This is a genomic window from Stieleria neptunia, from assembly GCF_007754155.1.
GTDB lineage: Bacteria > Planctomycetota > Planctomycetia > Pirellulales > Pirellulaceae > Stieleria > Stieleria neptunia.
Window position 1 is genome coordinate 2,959,741 of sequence record NZ_CP037423.1, and the last position, 17,177, is coordinate 2,976,917.

13 protein-coding genes are annotated in these 17,177 nt (G+C 58.0%); 4 read left to right on the forward strand and 9 right to left on the reverse strand.

Going from position 1 to position 17,177, the window contains the following annotated elements:
- Nucleotides 1–33: 33 nt before the first annotated feature.
- The gene (locus Enr13x_RS10425; protein ID WP_145386005.1) at nt 34–864 is read left to right on the forward strand and encodes a hypothetical protein; all 831 of its coding nucleotides are present in this window, start codon (nt 34–36) and stop codon (nt 862–864) included.
- Nucleotides 865–1,153: 289 nt separating this feature from the next.
- Here Enr13x_RS10425 and Enr13x_RS10430 read toward each other — a convergent pair whose 3' ends face one another.
- The 7 genes from Enr13x_RS10430 to Enr13x_RS10455 form a co-directional block, all read right to left on the reverse strand.
- Nucleotides 1,154–2,698, reverse strand: a complete 1,545-nt coding sequence (locus Enr13x_RS10430; RefSeq protein WP_145392218.1) for a sulfatase — start codon at nt 2,696–2,698, stop codon at nt 1,154–1,156.
- 96 nt (nt 2,699–2,794) lie between these two features.
- Complete coding sequence (locus Enr13x_RS10435; RefSeq protein ID WP_145386006.1) at nt 2,795–4,228, reverse strand: sulfatase; 1,434 nt, start codon at nt 4,226–4,228, stop codon at nt 2,795–2,797.
- A gap of 51 nt (nt 4,229–4,279) precedes the next feature.
- Nucleotides 4,280–5,641: a sulfatase family protein gene (locus tag Enr13x_RS10440; protein ID WP_145386007.1), complete on the reverse strand. Its 1,362-nt coding sequence runs from the start codon at nt 5,639–5,641 to the stop codon at nt 4,280–4,282.
- A gap of 343 nt (nt 5,642–5,984) precedes the next feature.
- Nucleotides 5,985–7,004: a Leu/Phe/Val dehydrogenase gene (locus Enr13x_RS10445; RefSeq protein WP_197455928.1), complete on the reverse strand. Its 1,020-nt coding sequence runs from the start codon at nt 7,002–7,004 to the stop codon at nt 5,985–5,987.
- A 342-nt stretch (nt 7,005–7,346) separates the two neighbouring features.
- Nucleotides 7,347–7,511, reverse strand: a complete 165-nt coding sequence (locus tag Enr13x_RS37840) for a hypothetical protein (RefSeq protein ID WP_197455929.1) — start codon at nt 7,509–7,511, stop codon at nt 7,347–7,349.
- Between the two features lie 170 nt (nt 7,512–7,681).
- Nucleotides 7,682–8,926, reverse strand: coding sequence for a DUF1559 domain-containing protein (locus Enr13x_RS10450; protein WP_145386008.1), 1,245 nt, complete (start codon nt 8,924–8,926; stop codon nt 7,682–7,684).
- 604 nt (nt 8,927–9,530) lie between these two features.
- Nucleotides 9,531–10,235: an AraC family transcriptional regulator gene (locus Enr13x_RS10455; RefSeq protein WP_231744194.1), complete on the reverse strand. Its 705-nt coding sequence runs from the start codon at nt 10,233–10,235 to the stop codon at nt 9,531–9,533.
- 786 nt (nt 10,236–11,021) lie between these two features.
- Between Enr13x_RS10455 and Enr13x_RS10460 the strand changes: the two genes are divergently transcribed.
- Genes Enr13x_RS10460 through Enr13x_RS10470 form a run of 3 tightly spaced genes read left to right on the forward strand, consistent with a single transcriptional unit; the run spans nt 11,022 to nt 15,002 of the window.
- Entirely contained in the window at nt 11,022–12,176 is a 1,155-nt protein-coding gene (locus Enr13x_RS10460; protein ID WP_145386010.1) for a sialidase family protein, read from the forward strand.
- Nucleotides 12,173–13,480 (forward strand): tripartite tricarboxylate transporter substrate-binding protein, encoded by a 1,308-nt coding sequence (locus Enr13x_RS10465; RefSeq protein WP_145386011.1) that lies wholly within the window; start codon nt 12,173–12,175, stop codon nt 13,478–13,480. Before Enr13x_RS10460 ends, Enr13x_RS10465 begins: the two co-directional genes overlap by 4 nt.
- Before the next feature lies 1 nt (nt 13,481).
- Nucleotides 13,482–15,002: a tripartite tricarboxylate transporter permease gene (locus Enr13x_RS10470; protein ID WP_145386012.1), complete on the forward strand. Its 1,521-nt coding sequence runs from the start codon at nt 13,482–13,484 to the stop codon at nt 15,000–15,002.
- Nucleotides 15,003–15,055: 53 nt separating this feature from the next.
- Here Enr13x_RS10470 and Enr13x_RS10475 read toward each other — a convergent pair whose 3' ends face one another.
- Nucleotides 15,056–16,402 carry a dipeptidase gene (locus Enr13x_RS10475; protein WP_231744195.1) on the reverse strand — a complete coding sequence of 449 codons (1,347 nt, stop codon included), beginning with the start codon at nt 16,400–16,402 and terminating at the stop codon, nt 15,056–15,058.
- Nucleotides 16,403–16,556: 154 nt separating this feature from the next.
- Nucleotides 16,557–17,156, reverse strand: a complete 600-nt coding sequence (locus Enr13x_RS10480; protein WP_231744196.1) for a Kelch repeat-containing protein — start codon at nt 17,154–17,156, stop codon at nt 16,557–16,559.
- Between the last annotated feature and the right edge of the window lie 21 nt (nt 17,157–17,177).

The window sequence follows — 17,177 nt, forward strand, 5'->3', positions numbered from 1 at the left end:
CCACGTCTAGTTTGTGTCCGAAGAGGAGTTGAAATGATTGGTTTTTACCGTGTGTTTTTGATCGTGTTAGGGTGCGTGCTGATGCCCGTGTCGGTGGACGGAGACGATGCACTGGAAAAAGAACAAATTGACAAATGGTCGAGTTACTATCTGCAGCAAGCCAAGAGCTATGAACTGCGATTGGCTTATCCGGGCGACGAAGCGTTGACCTTGGTGCCCACCCCGGTGTTGCGTTGGCAAAATCCGTTGCGATCGACGACCCACGGGGAGTGCTTTGTGTGGACGCTCGATGGCAGAGCCCTCGCCGTCGCGTCGATTTTTTCTTATCCGATTGAAAATGATCAGCGGAGGGTCGCGCGAGCGTTCAACTCTTTTGCCGATTCGCCCCTGGTGGCCGGCGAAGATCAACAACCGTTTTGGCAAGCCGCGGCGGTGGAAAAGGAGGAGTGGCAGATGGTTCCGGGATCGCCCGATGTTGCCAGTTCGGCATCGCGACGTCTCTTTCAAATGCGTTCTCTCGCGCGGCAATTTACCGCACAGCTCGGGGGCACCGATGGAGAGGAGCAACGGATGTTGCGGTTGATGGCCGCTCCACTTTACCGCTATGGCTTGCACGATGAGGCGGAAAAGGACGGAGCCCTGTTTGCGTTTGTGATGGGGACCGATCCGGAGATTATTCTGCTGCTTGAAAGCCGCGAAACCGATTCTGGGTTGAAGTGGTTTTTTCTGGCCGGGCGTCACAGTTACACCACTCTCGTTCTCCGTCACCAAGATCGTGAGGTTTGGCGGCACACGCGCGGCGAAAATAGTCCGCGCTACCTTTCGCAGCACGGGATCGACTTACAACCGGCGGTGCTTGAGTGAACGCTGACTTGTTCTCCGTCATCGCGATGGTCGTTTGTTCCATCGATTGGGTGGCTATCGTCCGCGTCGGTGCGATTGAAGAGCCTGGCGGAAAGCTGGTCATTTTGGTGATCTAGGTATAGCAACAGCGCATGAAGTTTGTCGCCGACGGGGCGGTATGCTGGCGCTCCCAATCGTTGATGTCAGCCAACCGCCAATTTGCCCACCTGCCACAGTTCCGACCAAGAGCAGTTACTTAGGGACTAAACTGTTACGGGCAGTGCGTGCCCGTAAAATACCCCCGTCCCCTTTAATGCTGCCAGTACTTTCTCAGCAGGTATTGATTGTCTTTGCCGTGCTGTAGCCAATCGTCGTATTCGGCTTGCGAGCGGAACGGTGGGATGTGGTGCGGTTCCAATTTCTCGGACGTTTTCACCAGCGGGGCGGGTGATGCCGGAATCTTTGCGGCCAGCTTGTTTTTGATCTGAGAATACATCGGATCCTGCGCAAGGTTGTGCCATTCCTCGGGATCGGAGTGGTGGTCGTAGAGCTCTTCGCTGCCATCGATGTAACGTATGTACCGATACCGCTCGCTGCGGACGGAGAACTCGCCGTAGTCGTAGGTTGTCAAGGCGACATGGTCCCATGCTGCATCAGGCTGCTTGAGAAGCGGGGTCAGGCTATGGCCATCGATCGCGTTGTTGGCGGGCAGTCCGCAAACGTCGACGAGTGTCGGGTAGATGTCTTGCAACGAAACGGGGCGATGGCACAGCTGTCCATCTGCGGAACCGTCGCGCAGTCCGGGCGTACCGTTTGGAACATGGATCATCAACACCGAACGCACGACGTTGTCCCAGAGGGCGAATTTGCGCCAGTGCTGTTTCTCGCCAAGTTGCCAGCCATGGTCGGACCACAACACCACGACCGTGTTCTCCCGTTGGCCACTTTCGTCCAGGCCGTTGAGCAAGCGGCCGAACATCGCATCGGCAAACGCGATGGACGCCAGATACCCCTGGACGCCTCGTTTCCACTGATCCGCTGCGATGACGTGCTGATGGTAGCCCCCGCCGCGAAAGGCGATATCCTTTGCCCGTGGACCGACATCATCAAGGTCGTTCTCCAATCGCTTGGGCAGGATGATGTCATCGAGTGGGAACAGGTCGAAATACTTGCGCGGCACATACCACGGCAGGTGCGGTCGATAGATGCCGCAAGCCAGAAAGAGCGGCTTGTCGCGTGGCTTTTTGAGTTGGCTGAGCACGTAGTCGACGCTCTTGAAGTCGCCCATCTGTTCATCAGGGACATCCAGAGCCGACCAGTCGAACATGCCATACATCTGATGGAATGCCGGCATGTTCATCGTTTTGGGTGTTGGGTTGTCCGCGGTCGTAAGCGCGGACTTGCTGAAATCAGGGAATGCCTCGTCGGGCATGTTTTGCTGCTGTGACGGCCAGTACTCGTCCCAACAATCGGGATCGACCATGTGGTAGTGAAAGATCTTTCCCGCGCCGCAACTGAAATAGCCGTGCTGTCGGAAATAGGCTCCGATCGTTCGGCGGTTTGGAATCGCTTCGCGCCAGTCTTGGTAGTTGGAGTAAACGCCGGACGTGTAGGGGGCCAGCCCGGTCATGATTGCCGTGCGGGATGGGTTGCATCCGGGGCTCGGGCAATTGGCGTTTGTGAAGCAGACCGACCGCTTTGCAAATCGAGTGAAGTTGGGAGTGATCGCCTGCGGATGCCCGCCGAGCGGTTCAATCCAATCGTTCAAGTCATCGATGGAAACGAAGAGCACGTTGGGGCGATGCTCCTGGCCGAATGCCGACGCAAGCGTGGGCAACACCAAGATGCACGCCATTATCAATCGGAGTCTGTACTTCACGAGTCTGGTTCTCATCAATGCGTACTGCATCATTCTGTGTTCAACACGTCGTCGTCGCGATCGCTGGCGATGTCAATTTGCACGCCGTGGCCGGCTGGCGTTGGTCTCTTTCAGCCACGCCTCCAACTCGGATCGAAGCTGCTGAGCCTTTTCGGGCAGCTTGTCAGCCAGATTGTTAGATTCGCTGATGTCATCTTTGAGGTTGTAGAGTTCGATCGAGTCATCGTCGTAGTACAGGATCAGTTTGTAGTCGCCCGAGCGAACGGCGCTTCCCAATCGATTCTGCTTGTGAAACGCGTAGTTGGGATAGTGAAAGAAGATCGAGTCGCGTGTGGGCTCGGTGCCATTTTCGATCAGCGGCACCAAAGAGATTCCGTCAGGTGTGTTGGAGGGATCGGCATTCAGGTTCGCCGCGTCAAGAATCGTCGCATGAATGTCCATGGTGATGGCCGGCGTCGACGTTTGCGTCGATGGGCTGACGCGGCCGGTCCAGCGTACAATCATCGGGACCCGAATGCCGCCTTCGTACAGGAAACCTTTCTCCGCTCGTAGCGGTTGAACGTTGGCTGCGAAAGGGCCGTTGTCCGACGTAAAGATCACCAGCGTCTGTTCGCCCAGACCCTGCTGGTCGATCGCCGTGATGACTTTGCCGATCGACCGGTCCATGCCCTCAATCATCGCAGCGTACGTCGGATTCTCGACGCCCGGTCCTTTCCGTTGTTCGTATTTGGCGATCAAATCGGCCGGGGCTTCAAAGGGGTAGTGGACGGAGTAATTCCACCAGCATAGAAAGAACGGGCGATTCCCATCCTCTTGGGCGGACTTGATAAAGCGGACGCATTCATCGGCACATCGGTCCGGCAAGTATTCGCCCTCGGTTTTCCCGGTCAGGTTGGGGATTTTGTAGGGGCTGAAATAGCTCGGTGGTCCTCCGAATCGACAACCGCCAATATTGATGTCGAATCCCTGATGTTCAGGACGCAACTCCGGCTCGGTCGGTTGATCCTGGTCGGGGTTGGACTTTGATCGACTGCGGTGGGAGAGGTGCCACTTTCCGACAAAGCCTGTCGCATACCCCGCCTGTTTGAGTTGCTCGGCCAGGGTCACCCGTTCCAGCGGTAGGTGTCGCAACCAAATCGGTGTGATCAAATCCGTACCGGGCTTCTGAAAATTCGGTGGATGACCTCCGGCGTGATTGGTGATGTTCAGACGAGCCGGTGATTCTCCCGTCATCAGCGCCGCACGTGTCGGCGTGCAAACCGGTGCGGCCGAGTAGGCATCGGTGAACAGCAGACCCTGCTCTGCCAGCCGATCCAGGTTGGGCGTATCAAGTTTCTCGTTTCCGTAGCAATGAAGGTCTTTCCAGCCGAGGTCATCGGCCATGATCAACACGATGTTTGGCGGTTTGCCTTTCTTTTTAGAGTCCTGGCCCGATGCAGTCGCCGAAAGGACGCTCAGGGCAACCAACGAAGCCATGAAACAATTGATCGCTGTCTTCTTTATCATCGCTGTCTCGTCGAAACTCTTGGCGAGTTCCGCTACGGGGGAACCGCGTGGTTAGGGAGTGCCGGGGGCAAGCTTGCCGGATTGACGCTGGGTGGGAATATACCAAGCGTCCAACAGGGCGCTGAGTTCCCTGACCTTTTTGGGATTCGTCTTGGCGAGATTCTTGTTTTCGCCGGGATCATCCTTCAGATCGTACAGCTGGGGTGCAGCGTCTTGGGGCGGATACCTCATGTACCCTGGCGCCCCATCGTACGTCAGCAGGAGCTTGTCATGGCCCTTGATCACCCAGCGATACAGCAGCGATGCTTGGGGATTCTCGATGTCGGCGATGTCGTGGGCAAAGGCTTCGCCATAGAGGGTGTCGCGCTCGATGGCTTGGCCGGACGTCAACTGCGGCAGCAAATTGAGTCCGGGGAAGTCGTGGGGGCCTGTCGCGCCGGCAGCCGCCAGAACGGTGGGCACGAAATCGATCGATGAGCAGAGTTCGGGACGATCCGCCGGACGGATTTTTCCGGGCCAGCGGAACATGATCGGCGTCCGTGTCCCGAGCTCGTAGGGACTGCGTTTGGATCGCGGTCCGTAGCGACCGGCTTCCGTTTGGATCCAGCCGTTGTCCGTGACATAGATGACAAGTGTCTCTTCGGCAATTCCCGAGCTGTCGATGTGATCCAACAACGAGCCGCAGGTTTCATCGAACCATTCACACATCGCGTAGTACTTGGCGATCCGTTCCTGCACTCCCTTTTTGATGTATTTGTCCAGAAGTCGAGCCGGTGGATTGTGTGGCGTATGGGGCATGACGGGTGCGTACCAGACAAAAAATGGCTTGTCCGCTTCCACGCTGCGATCGATAAAGTCCGTGACAGGTGCCATGGTTTCGCGTCCGATCTTCAGTCCTGCATCACCATGTCGTCCGCCTGGATTGGGATACCCCTTGGTCATTCCTTCGGTGAAACCGCCGCGCCGGAAAGAACCTTCCCACCATTTTCCACTTTGGAAACTGACATACCCCTTCTCGGCCAGCCACTGAGGCAAGGCACCGGTGCGGTCAATGTGTTCGAGCAGCAGAGCGCGAGCGTCTTTGCCGGTGTTTTCGGCGTGAGCTTTGTTCTGCGGGGTGCGGGCGGGGTCGTTTCCGGTCGTCTTGTTCTGATGCGAATAGAGTCCCGATACCAACGTCATCAACGAGGGGCGGCACAATGCGGTTGGAACATAGCCCCGGCGAAACAACGCGCTCTCTCGGGCGAGCTTGTCGAGGTTTGGCGTTTCGATTTTCCCATGCCCCATGAATCCATAGTCGGTGTAACCCTGGTCATCGGAGAGGATCAAAACGACGTTCGGTGGCTTGCTATTGGCAGTTGTCGCGCCTGCGACCCACAGGAGTATCGGGAGCAGGCGAAGAAGACGGTTCATGTTGTTCGTCGTGTTGGCTGGGTGGGTTGACTGATCAGGGAACGGCACGGTCGTGAGCGTAGGCGTGCAGGCCTCTACGGATCGTCCAGCATCGGAACGATGCGAAACGCGACGAATCCTCATGATTTCGTCGATTGAGTGTGATGTGGTCAGCGGACCGATGTACGACGTCCTTTCTAGGTCGTCGTCGGGAGTCCAGCGGACGACGGCCCGGAAGGGCCATCGTACTCGAAAAACCGATCGTCCTACCCACGGTCGCTGCGTCGCAGCGACTGGGAGTTGCCTGAAGGCTATACACCAACGGCTGCCGAATCTTTTTCGAATGGTCTCATCTTTGGTTCGCTCATGCCGTGGTCGCGGCGAGGCGTTGTTGCGCAATGCGGTCGGCGACTTCGGCAGTTGGAATGTCTTCCGTGTTTGCACAATGAAAGATTTCCGTCAGCGTTTCGCCAATCCGCTCGGTATGGTGCATTGCTTGATTCAAATCGTAGTCGCGTTTCTCGTAGGAAATATTGATGATTCCTCCCGCGTTGATCACGTAGTCGGGGGCGTAGATGATCTTGCGGTCCGTCAACGTCTTGGCCACCGCAGGCTCGGCGAGTTGATTGTTTGCGGCACCAGCGACGATCGCTGATTTTAATCTTTCAGCGGATTGGTGATTGAGGCTGCCTCCGAGTGCGCAAGGGGCGAAGACGTCTGCGTGAACGTCATCGATCGCTTCGGGGGCAACCGATGTCGCTGAAAGCTCGGTACATGCTCGCGTGACATTGGATTGATGAACGTCCGAGACGACAAGGTTGGCGCCGGCGTCGTGTAGATGGCGACACAACGAATACCCCACGTTTCCTACACCTTGGACGGCGACCGTGATGTCGTCGAGTCGGGCCCGAGGATTGTAGGGGCGGCCTCGCTTGAAGGCGACGGCGGCCTGGATTCCACAGTAGACGCCATACGCCGTGACGGGGGACGGATCGCCACTGCTGCCCATTGAGGTCGGCAAGCCAGCGACGTGGTTGGTTTGCGTGCGCACCGAGACCATGTCATCGACCGACACGCCGACATCCTCGGCCGTGACGTATTGACCGCCCAGACGATCGACGAAGCGTCCGAAGGCTTGGAACAAGGCATCGGATTTGTCGCGGCGTGGGTCACCCATGATGACCGCTTTGCCTCCCCCTTGCTGGGTATCCGCCACCGCGTGCTTGTAGCTCATCCCCTGGCTCAAACGCAGCGCGTCGGTCAATGCTTCTTCGTCGCTTGCGTACCGCCACATCCGGCAGCCGCCCAACGCTGGCCCAAGCGACGTGTTGTGAATCGCGATGAAGGCACGCAGGCCGACCCGCGCGTCGGTACAAGAAACCACAAGTTCGTGCCCGTCAAATCCGGGGAGACCACGACAATCGATTGTTTCGAATTGGCACTCAGCTGTGACGGGGCTGGGGGCGCCCGCTGGGGCATCCTCAGCCTGCATCTCAGTTTCGGCGTTTGCTGTTGTGGGGGCATGCATGACGATCGTCAAATTCCATGTTGGGTTTGAGTCGATAAACGTACGGTTGGCGAATGATCCTGCCGTGAACTCGCCCGTCAGCGCGACGTTTACACCGCAAGAAAAAGAGTGGAGGCGACAGATCCCATCCTGGTTCGGGGCGAAGTGTCAACTCCGCGTCATGGCGGATGGCGATCCGTCGTGGGCCCCAATCGAAACTCATTCGACGCGATATTCCGGTGGCGGTGGATCATTCAGTTCCGGATGATCCTTCAGGAGTTGCTCGACTTCGGAAAGTTCATAGGTCTTTTCGGATTTCTTCTCCGCACAACCCACGGAGCTGACAGCCAACAGCAAGGCAAACCAATACACAAGAATTTTCATAGCGGACTCAGATTCCAGGAGAAACAATAGGACAGGTCATTCCATGAAGCATCGCGATTTGTTTCGATGCCTTCACGCACGAGGAAACGGACGAGGCGGTGACCAGCTAACCAGCGTGCCCGGTGACCGGGCACGCTGCCTGCATGGTGCCTGCATGGTGCATTGAGAGATCAGAGCTCTTCGCCGATCACTTCCCTGGATGCGCGAGTGCCAAGCGCGCCCCAGAGGCCGTAGGGGCTGGGTGAACCGGGGATCGACAACGGGTCGTCGTTCTGGGCGTCGAGCGAAACCATGGCTCGGCCAGCTGGATCTCCCGCCTCAATGGAGTCCGTGATGAACTTGACGGCTCCATCGCCCATCAAGACGTGAGCCCCGCCCTGGTGTCGGCTACTCGGTGGGCACACTCCCTCGGACTGGTACCAGAGTTGGGTGAAACACAACTCTCGGTTAGGAGGCAGGATCGTGTAGACCCCGGAGTGAATGTGCAATCCCCAGGCCCAGCGAAAACCGCGGCGATTGTCGATGTGGGGATTGGAGGCGAAGGGAGCAGTCGGATCCCAGAACAGAGGTCGTTCCGGATCGATGAATGTCAGGCAGGCGATTGCGCCGCCGGTCGACTTCAACGGCCCCGTTGCCCCGGTCGTACCGTTCAAGTGCCTCGAACGTTTGTCATTATCGCCAAGGTCGGTGATGAACTCACCCATCGCAATCGTGTTCGACAAGCCATCGAGCACATCACGAAAGGTGGTTTTCAACTGGCTCTTGAAAAAGCCTCGGTTGCTGGCATTTGCCATCTGGAAGACGTCCGTCGATCTCGCCGTCCCATCAATGTTATAAACCTGACCAAGGTTGGTCGCATCGATCGAGTCGCCCATGCAGACGCCATAGTTGGTGCGCCCCATCGCTGGAAGCCCGATACCGGGGTCGCTGGGGCATCGGTAGGTTGGAATGTCTGATTCGAAGGGATCGTAAGGTCCAGCAGCTGCCGCAACGAGACGGCCGAACACGCGGCCTGGATAAGGGCCCATGGCGGCGTAAATGTTCCCTGCCCCTGGCAGCCCGTCTGGGACCTGGTAGGGGTTGGAGATTTGATCCCAAAGTGCCTGTTGTTCAATGAACGGCGCCAGCCCGACCAATGCGGACAATTCGAGACTGTTGCTGCCGGGAGCGAATTCCCGACGAGATCTCTGGGTGGCAGTTCCGCCGCCTTGGGTGGGCAGTTGCCGATAGGCCGATTCGTAATTGTGAATCGCCAAGCCGATCTGTTTGAAGTTATTGCTGCAGCTCATTCGGCGAGCCGCTTCTCGGGCCGCCTGAACGGCCGGTAATAACAATCCCACCAAGATTCCGATGATCGCGATGACGACAAGAAGTTCAACAAGCGTGAATCCCCGACGCCGATAACAGCTACGCATAGCAAGGTTCCCTAACCAAAAGATCAGTCCTAAAACAAAACAAATGCATACTCGGATAACCGGCGCCGAAGCTTTCGAAGCGTCTCAGCGTGCAAGGTGATGAGGATGCAGTCACTGAAAATTAATGTTAGCCGTGCCCGCTCTTAAGAATATGCTTCGATCGCCATGCAGCGATGTTTCTGCGCACAGTGCGGGTGTTTTCGATCAGCCTGGCGACGAGGAACGCGGTCGCGGCTGGCGGTTGCCTGAGTTGCAGCCGGGTGAGAAGAGGGCTGTCATGGCGGAACGTTGATACGCTCCCTTCGACTTGATGCACGCGTTCATCAAGCGGCGTGACGTCACGGTAACTTATTGTGACTCAACGTTCAATGGCGCGTAAGCTACCGTAGACGCCTGGAAAGGGATTGCAGCACGTTACAAGGATGCATGTCAGACAGTCAGGTCACGGGCATCGGTAAAAAGAGATTCAGCAACCGTTGGTGTTTAGCCTTTCGGCGATTCCCGGTCGCTGCGACGCAGCAACAGTGGGCGGCTAAAGCCTGCACACCAACACTCGTGGACGTGACAGGCAGGCATGGCACCTTTATCGGGGTGCCGTCCGAAATCAGCGTTGTTTCCTGAACACCGAAGGGGTGACACCGGTCGCCCGCCGAAAGGCTCGGGTGAACGCGCTGTGATCACAAAAACCACAGGCCAACGCGATTTCAACGATTGGCTTATTTGTACTGCGCAACAGTCGTGATGCGGCTGCGATGCGAATTTTGGCGATCAATTGCGTGGGCGTCAGGTCGAAAATGCGGCGTGTGAATCGGGCAAGTTTCTGGGTGGTCAGCCTGGATCGCTGGGCCAGCCATGCCGGCGTGACTGCGGCGTCAAGTGTCCGTTCAAACTCTTCCAGGGCGATGGCGAACGCCGTTGGGATTTCCTCGGTGGGAATGGAAACGCGGACATCACGCGAGAAACCGATCAGCCCGACCACGTTGCCGTCCGAATCGTGAATCGGCAGCTTCGTGGTCAGACACCAGACCGGGTTCAATGGTCGATCCCATTGCATCTCGAGATGTTCAATGAGTGGACGTCCGGTCCGCAACACTTTCTCGTCTTGTTTCGAAGGAACCTGGCCAAATTCCCCCTGGCAAATGTCGCGGGGCTGTTTACCGATCACATCCGATTTGGATCTAAATCCATGTCGCTTGACCAGCGATTCGTTGACGGCAACGTATCGGCCATCGGCGTCTTTGACAAAGAACGCGGCGTCGGGCGCCGAATCGAATAGTTTCGAGAGCACCTTCACGTCGATCGATGTCACGTCACGATCGCATGCTCCTGCCACAGGGTGGGGCTTCCGTTCGGTGCGCATTTTCAGTTTTCGGTGAAGGACTTGTCCAAGAAAACAGGCTTCAACGAGTCTACTTCACACGTCATGGGGCGAAAATCAGAGGCTACCCGGACCAACAGGGGAAGGGGGTGTTTAGTCGCCTAAGACGCCGACTCCGTGCTTGTTGCTGTGAACTCTTGGGCGATCTGCTTGCCTCCACTTCGCTTGCCTGCGACTTGACTCCGCAGCGGTCGCGACAACGACAAGGAAAGGGGGGGCTTGCGCCCAACGTCATCTCCCGTGGCGCCGAGCGGGGGGGCGGTTCGTCAGCGGCGGGGCGCGAGCCCTCCGGTTCTTCATCTCTGACACAACACCGGAGGGCTCGCGGGCTGTCGATTTAGTCTGGATCTGCTGAGTCAATGGTGAGCCGCTGGCCGTAAGGCCTCGGGCAGCGTCGCAGTGCCCGGCCGCTTACGCGTCGCGGCTCACAAAAACGACAGCCCGCTCGCGCCCAACCGCTAAGAAATGCTTCACAGCGTTGCCTTTCACGGTTCCTGGGGGCTGCATTCGCTGGAACTCGGCTCCTCGATCATGCGATTTCTTGGCCCTCCAATCGTTTCCCAGATGGTCGGTTGTCGCTCCAGGCTTTCTCGCTGGTTTGCTGACCGGATTGCGAGCGTGCAGTGGGCGGGGGATCTGGCTAGACTGTTGCGTTTGCGAAATGGTGCCATGGGGCACAGACGAGTAGGACTTCATTGATTTGCGACAGGACACCCAATGCAGAGCCGTTTGATTCGCGTTGCCGCGATGAGTTTGTTTTTTGTTTTGCCGACGATCTCGGTTGTCGCCGACGATGGCGCACTGTTCTTGAAACCTCCGGCAGTGTTGCGACCGGACAAAGCCCTTCACGCGACGAACAATCGTGCGTTTCAAGGGATTCCGAGTCTAGCCGTTGCGCCCAACGGCCGGCTGTGGGCGACCTGGTACGCAGGCGTCACGCCCGGCGAAGACCAGAACAATTATGTCGTGCTAAGCACAAGTGGCGACGACGGGAAAACGTGGACTGAAGTATTGATTGTCGATCCTGACCAAGCCGGTCCGGTTCGCGCCTATGACCCGGAACTGTGGATGGCCCCGGACGGCAAGCTTCGTCTGGCGTGGGCTCAGGCCATCGGGCACGAAGGCTCCATCGCGGGGGTCTGGTTTCTGGCCATCACGAATCCAAATGACGCCCGGCCAACCTATGAGCCGCCCCAGCGGATCACCGACGGCGTCATGATGTGCAAACCGCTTGTCCTGTCATCGGGCGAATGGGTGCTTCCGGCTTCGACGTGGCGAAAGACCGATCACAGCGCCCGAGCGATCGTGTCCGCGGACGAAGGGGCGACCTGGACGTTGCGGGGCGGTTGCAACGTCCCGGAAAAAGACCGTGCCTTTGACGAACACATGATGATCGAGCGGCGTGACGGAACGTTGTGGATGTTGGCTCGCACGCGCTACGGAATCGGCGAAAGTGTTTCGACCGACGGTGGACGCACCTGGCCAGAATTGGTTCCTTCCGACATCGCCCACCCCAGTGCCAGGTTCTTCATCCGCCGATTGAATTCCGGCAAGCTGCTGTTGGTCAAACACGGCCCGGTCGACAAACGGATCGGGCGATCCCACCTGACCGCATTCCTGTCGGACGATGATGGTCAAAGCTGGAGCGGCGGATTGTTGCTGGATGAACGCAATCAGGTCTCGTATCCCGACGGACAACAAGCCGCCGACGGGACGATCCGCATCATCTATGATTTCAGTCGTACGGGTGAACGTCACATTCTGATGGCAACGTTTCGCGAAGAGGATGTCGCGGCGGGAGAGATCGTCAGCGATTCGGCCAAACGACGGCAGATCGTCAGCGATGCATCGGGTCCGCTGGGAACGGAATGAAAACATTTTTTCCAATCGTTTGGTTGGTCGCATGCCTGGCGACCGTCGGCTGCAACCGCCGCGAACAATGGCCCTTCAGGCCGGTCACGTTGATCTGTCCCTGGTCGGCCGGGGGAGGGACGGATCGGGTGTCGCGGCAATTTGCGGTGCAGCTTGAAAGCGAACTCGGTGTGCCAGTGAATGTGGTCAACGCCACCGGCGGCGGGGGCGTGACGGGACACACGCGCGGCGCGACCGCAACGGCCGACGGATACACACTGACCATGGCCACGGTCGAGTTGAACATGTTGCACTGGCGCAGCCTGTGTCCGATCACGCCCGATAGCTTTGAGCCGTTGGCGATGATCAACCAAGATCCCGCGGCGATTTTCGTGTCCGCCGATTCCGCTTGGCAATCGGTGCGGGATCTGGAGGTTGAACTGCGTCAATCGACCGAGTCCCTGCGGGCGTCGGGAACGGCAGCCGGTGGCATTTGGCACCTCGCGTTGTTGGGTTGGTTGGACCGCAGCGATCTACCAAACGAATCGGTGACCTGGGTTTCGATCAACGGAGCGGCGCCTTCGCTGCAGGAGCTGATGGCCGGCGGTTTGGAGATCGTGTGCTGTTCGATACCCGAAGCTCGCGCGTTGATCGATGCCGGAGAGATCCGATGCTTGGGGGTGATGAGCAAGGAGCGAAGCCCGGCGGCGCCCGAGGTTGCGACGTTTGCCGAGCAGGGCATCGATTGGTCGATCGGGGCCTGGCGGGGGTTGCTGTTTCCCCAAGGCGTTCCGGCGGATCGCGCCCGCCAGATGCGGCGGGCGGTGTTGAACGTCGCCAACAGCAACGAGTTTCGTCAGTTCATGGCGACGTCCGGATTCCAGCTCGCGGTGGCCGACGGCGATCAATTTGACGCGTTTCTCGCACAGACGGACGCGGACTTTGGCGAGATCTTGAATCAGCCCCAGATGAAACAGCACACGTCCGTGATCGGGGCCTACTTTCTTCCATCCATCCTCGCCACGTTAGGAGTCGCCATCGGTGCGTTTGGGTGGGGCGTTTCCAGATCGACGCAGACGCAATGCAATGCGATCGAATATCGCTCGTTGTTGGGTTGCGCCGCGTTTATTTGTCTGTTCATGGTGCTGTGTGAAACGCTCGGCTACGTGATTTCCGCCGGCACGATGACGCTCGCGATGTTGTTGATGTTGCGAGTCCGATTGCTCATTGCGGTGACTGTGACGGCGGTAACCATTCCGAGCTTGTATCACGTTTTTGCGGTCGTCCTTGGCGTGCCCCTACCCTGGGGCTGGTTGGGTTGGTGACATGGATCCTGCACTGTTGCAAGCGGCCGGCGAAGTTTTCGGCCGCGTTGATGTTTGGCTGATCATCGTCGCCGCGGCGTGTTATGGAATCTTTGTCGGGGCGATTCCGGGATTGACGGCGACGATGGCCGTGGCATTGTTTGTCCCGGTGGCCTATTGGTTGGATCCGGTGGCCGCGATCGGTGCGATCGTGACCATGGTCGCCTGTGCGATCTTTGCCGGAGACATTCCGACGGTGCTGTTGCGAATACCGGGGACGCCGGCGTCGGCTGCGTATGCCGATGAAGCGTATCGGTTGTCGGAAAAGGGGCTGGCACAGCACGTCTTGTCGGTCTCGCTAACCTGTAGCGTGATCGGCGGCATCATTGGGGCAGTCCTGCTGATGGTGCTGGGCAGCCAATTCGCAGCGATCGCGAGCTGGTTTTCGGTCACCGAGTATTTTTGGCTGTACCTGATCGGACTCCATTGTTGTGTGTTGGTGGCACCGGCGGGAGCTCGCTGGAAGGCTCTGTTGAGTCTGATCCTGGGGATTCTGTTGTCAACGGTCGGCCTGAGCGCGGTGCATCTCGAACCGCGGTTCACCTTTCACTCCGTCGCGTTGTATCATGGGATCTCGTTCATTCCGGCAATGATCGGTCTGTTCGGATTGTCGGAGGTGTTTGCGAATCTTTCGCAGACCAAGCGAGGCGACAGTATCGCGAGTCCCGCTGCGACGTCCGTTTCTTTCGGCACGATCATTCAGTCTGCCAGGTCGGCATTGGTGACGCGGTTGGTTAAACGCCGATCGGGCACGGTCCGGTCGAGTCTGATAGGCGTCTTGATCGGCATGTTGCCCGGTGCCGGCGCCGATATTGCCTCGTGGGTCACATTCGCCGCGGCCAAACGCGGTCGCGGATCGAACGCGGACGGCGAGTTGGTCGATGCGATCGGAGACGCCACGACGGCCAACAGTGCTGCGTTGGCGGGAGGCTGGATACCGACGTTGGTGTTCGGCATCCCCGGTGATTCGATCACGGCGATCGTGATCGGGGTGTTGTTGATGAAGAACGTCACGCCGGGGCCGGCAATCTTTGAGAGTCAACCGTCACTGGTTTACGGCATTTACCTTGTGTTTCTGATTGCGAATCTCGTGATGTTGCCGGTCGGTTTCTTGGCCATCCGCTTGGGACTTCGTCTCGTGCGGATTCCCAAGCAGATTCTGCTACCGATCATCGTGTTGTTTTGCGTCACCGGCTCGTATTCACTCAACGCCAGCCTGTTCGACGTCGCCATCATGTTGGCGATGGGACTGATCGGTTTTGTCATGAATCGCCGGGGATTTCCGCTCGGACCGGTGGTGCTGGGATTGGTGCTCGGCGGGCCACTAGAGGAACGACTGATTCAAACACTGACCGCATCCGGCGGCAACCCACTGGGGTTACTCAATCGCCCCATCGCCGTCGTGCTGGCGATTGCGACATTGTTGATTGTCGCGAGCATCGTACGACAATCGATCCGAGAAGTGCGGGGGCAGCGAATCTGATTAACAATTCCCACAGCTGGCAGAACGAAGTTCCGCTCGTTGCTGAGTTTCGGCTACGACAGCGACGCGTCGATGACTCGCATCACATTCCCGCCGATGACCTTGCGAATCACCTCGTCGCTGTGGCCGCGTTGCACAAGCCCGACGGTGAACAGCGGCCAATTCGTCCAAGCCAGACTTTGGTTCATCTGCGAGGTTGTTTTGAAGTCATCATCGGGCCACAGCATCCGGAACTCTTCACGTTGTCTCGCTCGCTTGGGAACCTTGGCTCGCTCTTTGGCTGAGTCTTGCGAGGTGTAGGCAACGTCTGTGCCGATCGCGACCGCATCGGGGCCGAACTTTTTGATCGCATAGTCGATGTGATTCAAAAGCTCGCTGATGTCTCCTGCCCCGCGTAAGTACCGCGGAATACAGCAGATACCGATGTAGCCTCCTGAGTCGACGATCGCTTTGATCACGTTGTCGGGTTTGCTGCGGAAATGTGGATAGATCGCACCACAGGTCGAATGGCTGGCCACGACCGGGCGCGATGAAACTTGCGCGGCTTCCAGGCTCGTTTGCCATCCGCTGTGCGCGCAGTCTGGAATCACTCCGACCCGGTTCATTTCGGCGATCGCCTTGCGACCAAAATCGCTCAAGCCGGCGTCACTCTTTTCACCGCACCCATCCCCGATCATATTGCGTCGCTGGTACGTCAAGTGCATCATCCGAATACCGAGCTGCGCAAAAACACGCACGTACCTGAGCTCGTCTTCGACCGAAAGCCATTGCTGGACAAGTGGAACGCCGTTTCCGGTCAAATAGTAACAGTGGCGATGCTGTTTCTTGGCCGTCCGAACGTCATTGGGGACCGCAGCCTTGAACACGAATCCTCTCATCAGATCGGTCGTGTAGGTGTGCCTAGCCAATCGCTTGATTAGCCGTAGCGGGTCTTGGCCTTCTTCACCCGCGTTGTTAAACACACAGGTCACGCCGGACGCACGCCAAGCATCGCGAAATTCTTGTTCCTGGACGGGATCGGTAACGAATCGCGTCATCGTCATGTCTTCACGCATATCCTTGATTTCGATCTCCGAAGCACCGGATTCGATTGCAGCTGCGAGTGCATCACCATCGATCGCTGCTCGCGGTCCGAAACCATAGGCGTCAAACACAATCGACTCGGCGTGCAATTTCATGCCCCGATCGATTTCCGCCGTTGATGGTTTCAAGATCCCAAGGGCAACGTCGCGCGATTCATGGATTTTCGTATTGAGTCGCGCGGTCAAATCGGAAACCGGATCACGCGTGAGAGAGTCTTGAGCACTGATCGTTGGACGGGACATTGCCAATGCGGACGTTCCCGCGAGCGCGCCGAGGAACTGGCGGCGAGGCATTGACTTTCGAAGGTAGGTTCTCATGGCGGGCAAAACGTTGGGGGCTAATGCGAGTAACGGGGGAAGGCATCTATCACGGTAGGCGGCGGACCTCTCTGCAGACGGCCCTGTCCAACCGGCGGTCGGCAACTTGTGACGAAATGAACACAGGATGGGGGCAATATCGCGGGGGGCGAAGTCACTGCACTGCAGCGTTCTGGAAACGGAACCCGGTCTTCGGGTCAGGGAAAGCGATCATCGCGGTGCCGTTGCAGCCTTCGTCTTTCTCGCAACGACCGCTGCCGACCAGAAGGCGGCCGCCTGTCATCCCCTCGATCCCGAGTGAGCAGTCGATCTCGTAGCGACCCGTCATCTCGAAATCGGCGTCGGTGACGAGTAGGATTCTGGGATTGCCGTAGCAGCCAAACCACCAGCGGTCGTGAGCGAACGTCGCTGTCTGAATTCCCAACAGCGTGTGTCCGCTTTTGATGACGTGTTTTTTCAGGAACTTGAACTCGTCGTCATACTCGTAGACGTAGTTCTCCTCGACTCCACCCGGCAGGCCGCCGACGACGAAGAAGCGTCCGTCCCGAACGCCGATCCCGCCTGCCCCGTGGAAGACTTCCTGTGTTTCGTGCCGGGCAAGCTGCTGGAGCGAATCGGCGTCGTAGACGTAGACCCATGAATCGGCATTCCCCTTCGGATCATTGAATTTGCCAAGGTTCACCGCGACGAAGAGTTTGCCGTCGTGAATGCAGAGGTCGCCGTGGTGATTGGCGACAGGGATCTTCTTCAGCACCTTCCCCGTTGTGTCCGTTTT

What these genes read in the sequence shown, in the direction of transcription:
- Enr13x_RS10425 (WP_145386005.1), top strand. Translation starts at nt 34, where the DNA reads ATGATTGGTTTTTACCGTGTGTTTTTGATCGTGTTAGGGTGCGTGCTG.
- Enr13x_RS10430 (WP_145392218.1), bottom strand. Translation starts at nt 2,698, where the DNA reads ATGGCGTGCATCTTGGTGTTGCCCACGCTTGCGTCGGCATTCGGCCAG.
- Enr13x_RS10435 (WP_145386006.1), bottom strand. Translation starts at nt 4,228, where the DNA reads ATGATAAAGAAGACAGCGATCAATTGTTTCATGGCTTCGTTGGTTGCC.
- Enr13x_RS10440 (WP_145386007.1), bottom strand. Translation starts at nt 5,641, where the DNA reads ATGAACCGTCTTCTTCGCCTGCTCCCGATACTCCTGTGGGTCGCAGGC.
- Enr13x_RS37840 (WP_197455929.1), bottom strand. Translation starts at nt 7,511, where the DNA reads ATGAAAATTCTTGTGTATTGGTTTGCCTTGCTGTTGGCTGTCAGCTCC.
- Enr13x_RS10450 (WP_145386008.1), bottom strand. Translation starts at nt 8,926, where the DNA reads ATGCGTAGCTGTTATCGGCGTCGGGGATTCACGCTTGTTGAACTTCTT.
- Enr13x_RS10460 (WP_145386010.1), top strand. Translation starts at nt 11,022, where the DNA reads ATGCAGAGCCGTTTGATTCGCGTTGCCGCGATGAGTTTGTTTTTTGTT.
- Enr13x_RS10465 (WP_145386011.1), top strand. Translation starts at nt 12,173, where the DNA reads ATGAAAACATTTTTTCCAATCGTTTGGTTGGTCGCATGCCTGGCGACC.
- Enr13x_RS10470 (WP_145386012.1), top strand. Translation starts at nt 13,482, where the DNA reads ATGGATCCTGCACTGTTGCAAGCGGCCGGCGAAGTTTTCGGCCGCGTT.
- Enr13x_RS10475 (WP_231744195.1), bottom strand. Translation starts at nt 16,402, where the DNA reads ATGAGAACCTACCTTCGAAAGTCAATGCCTCGCCGCCAGTTCCTCGGC.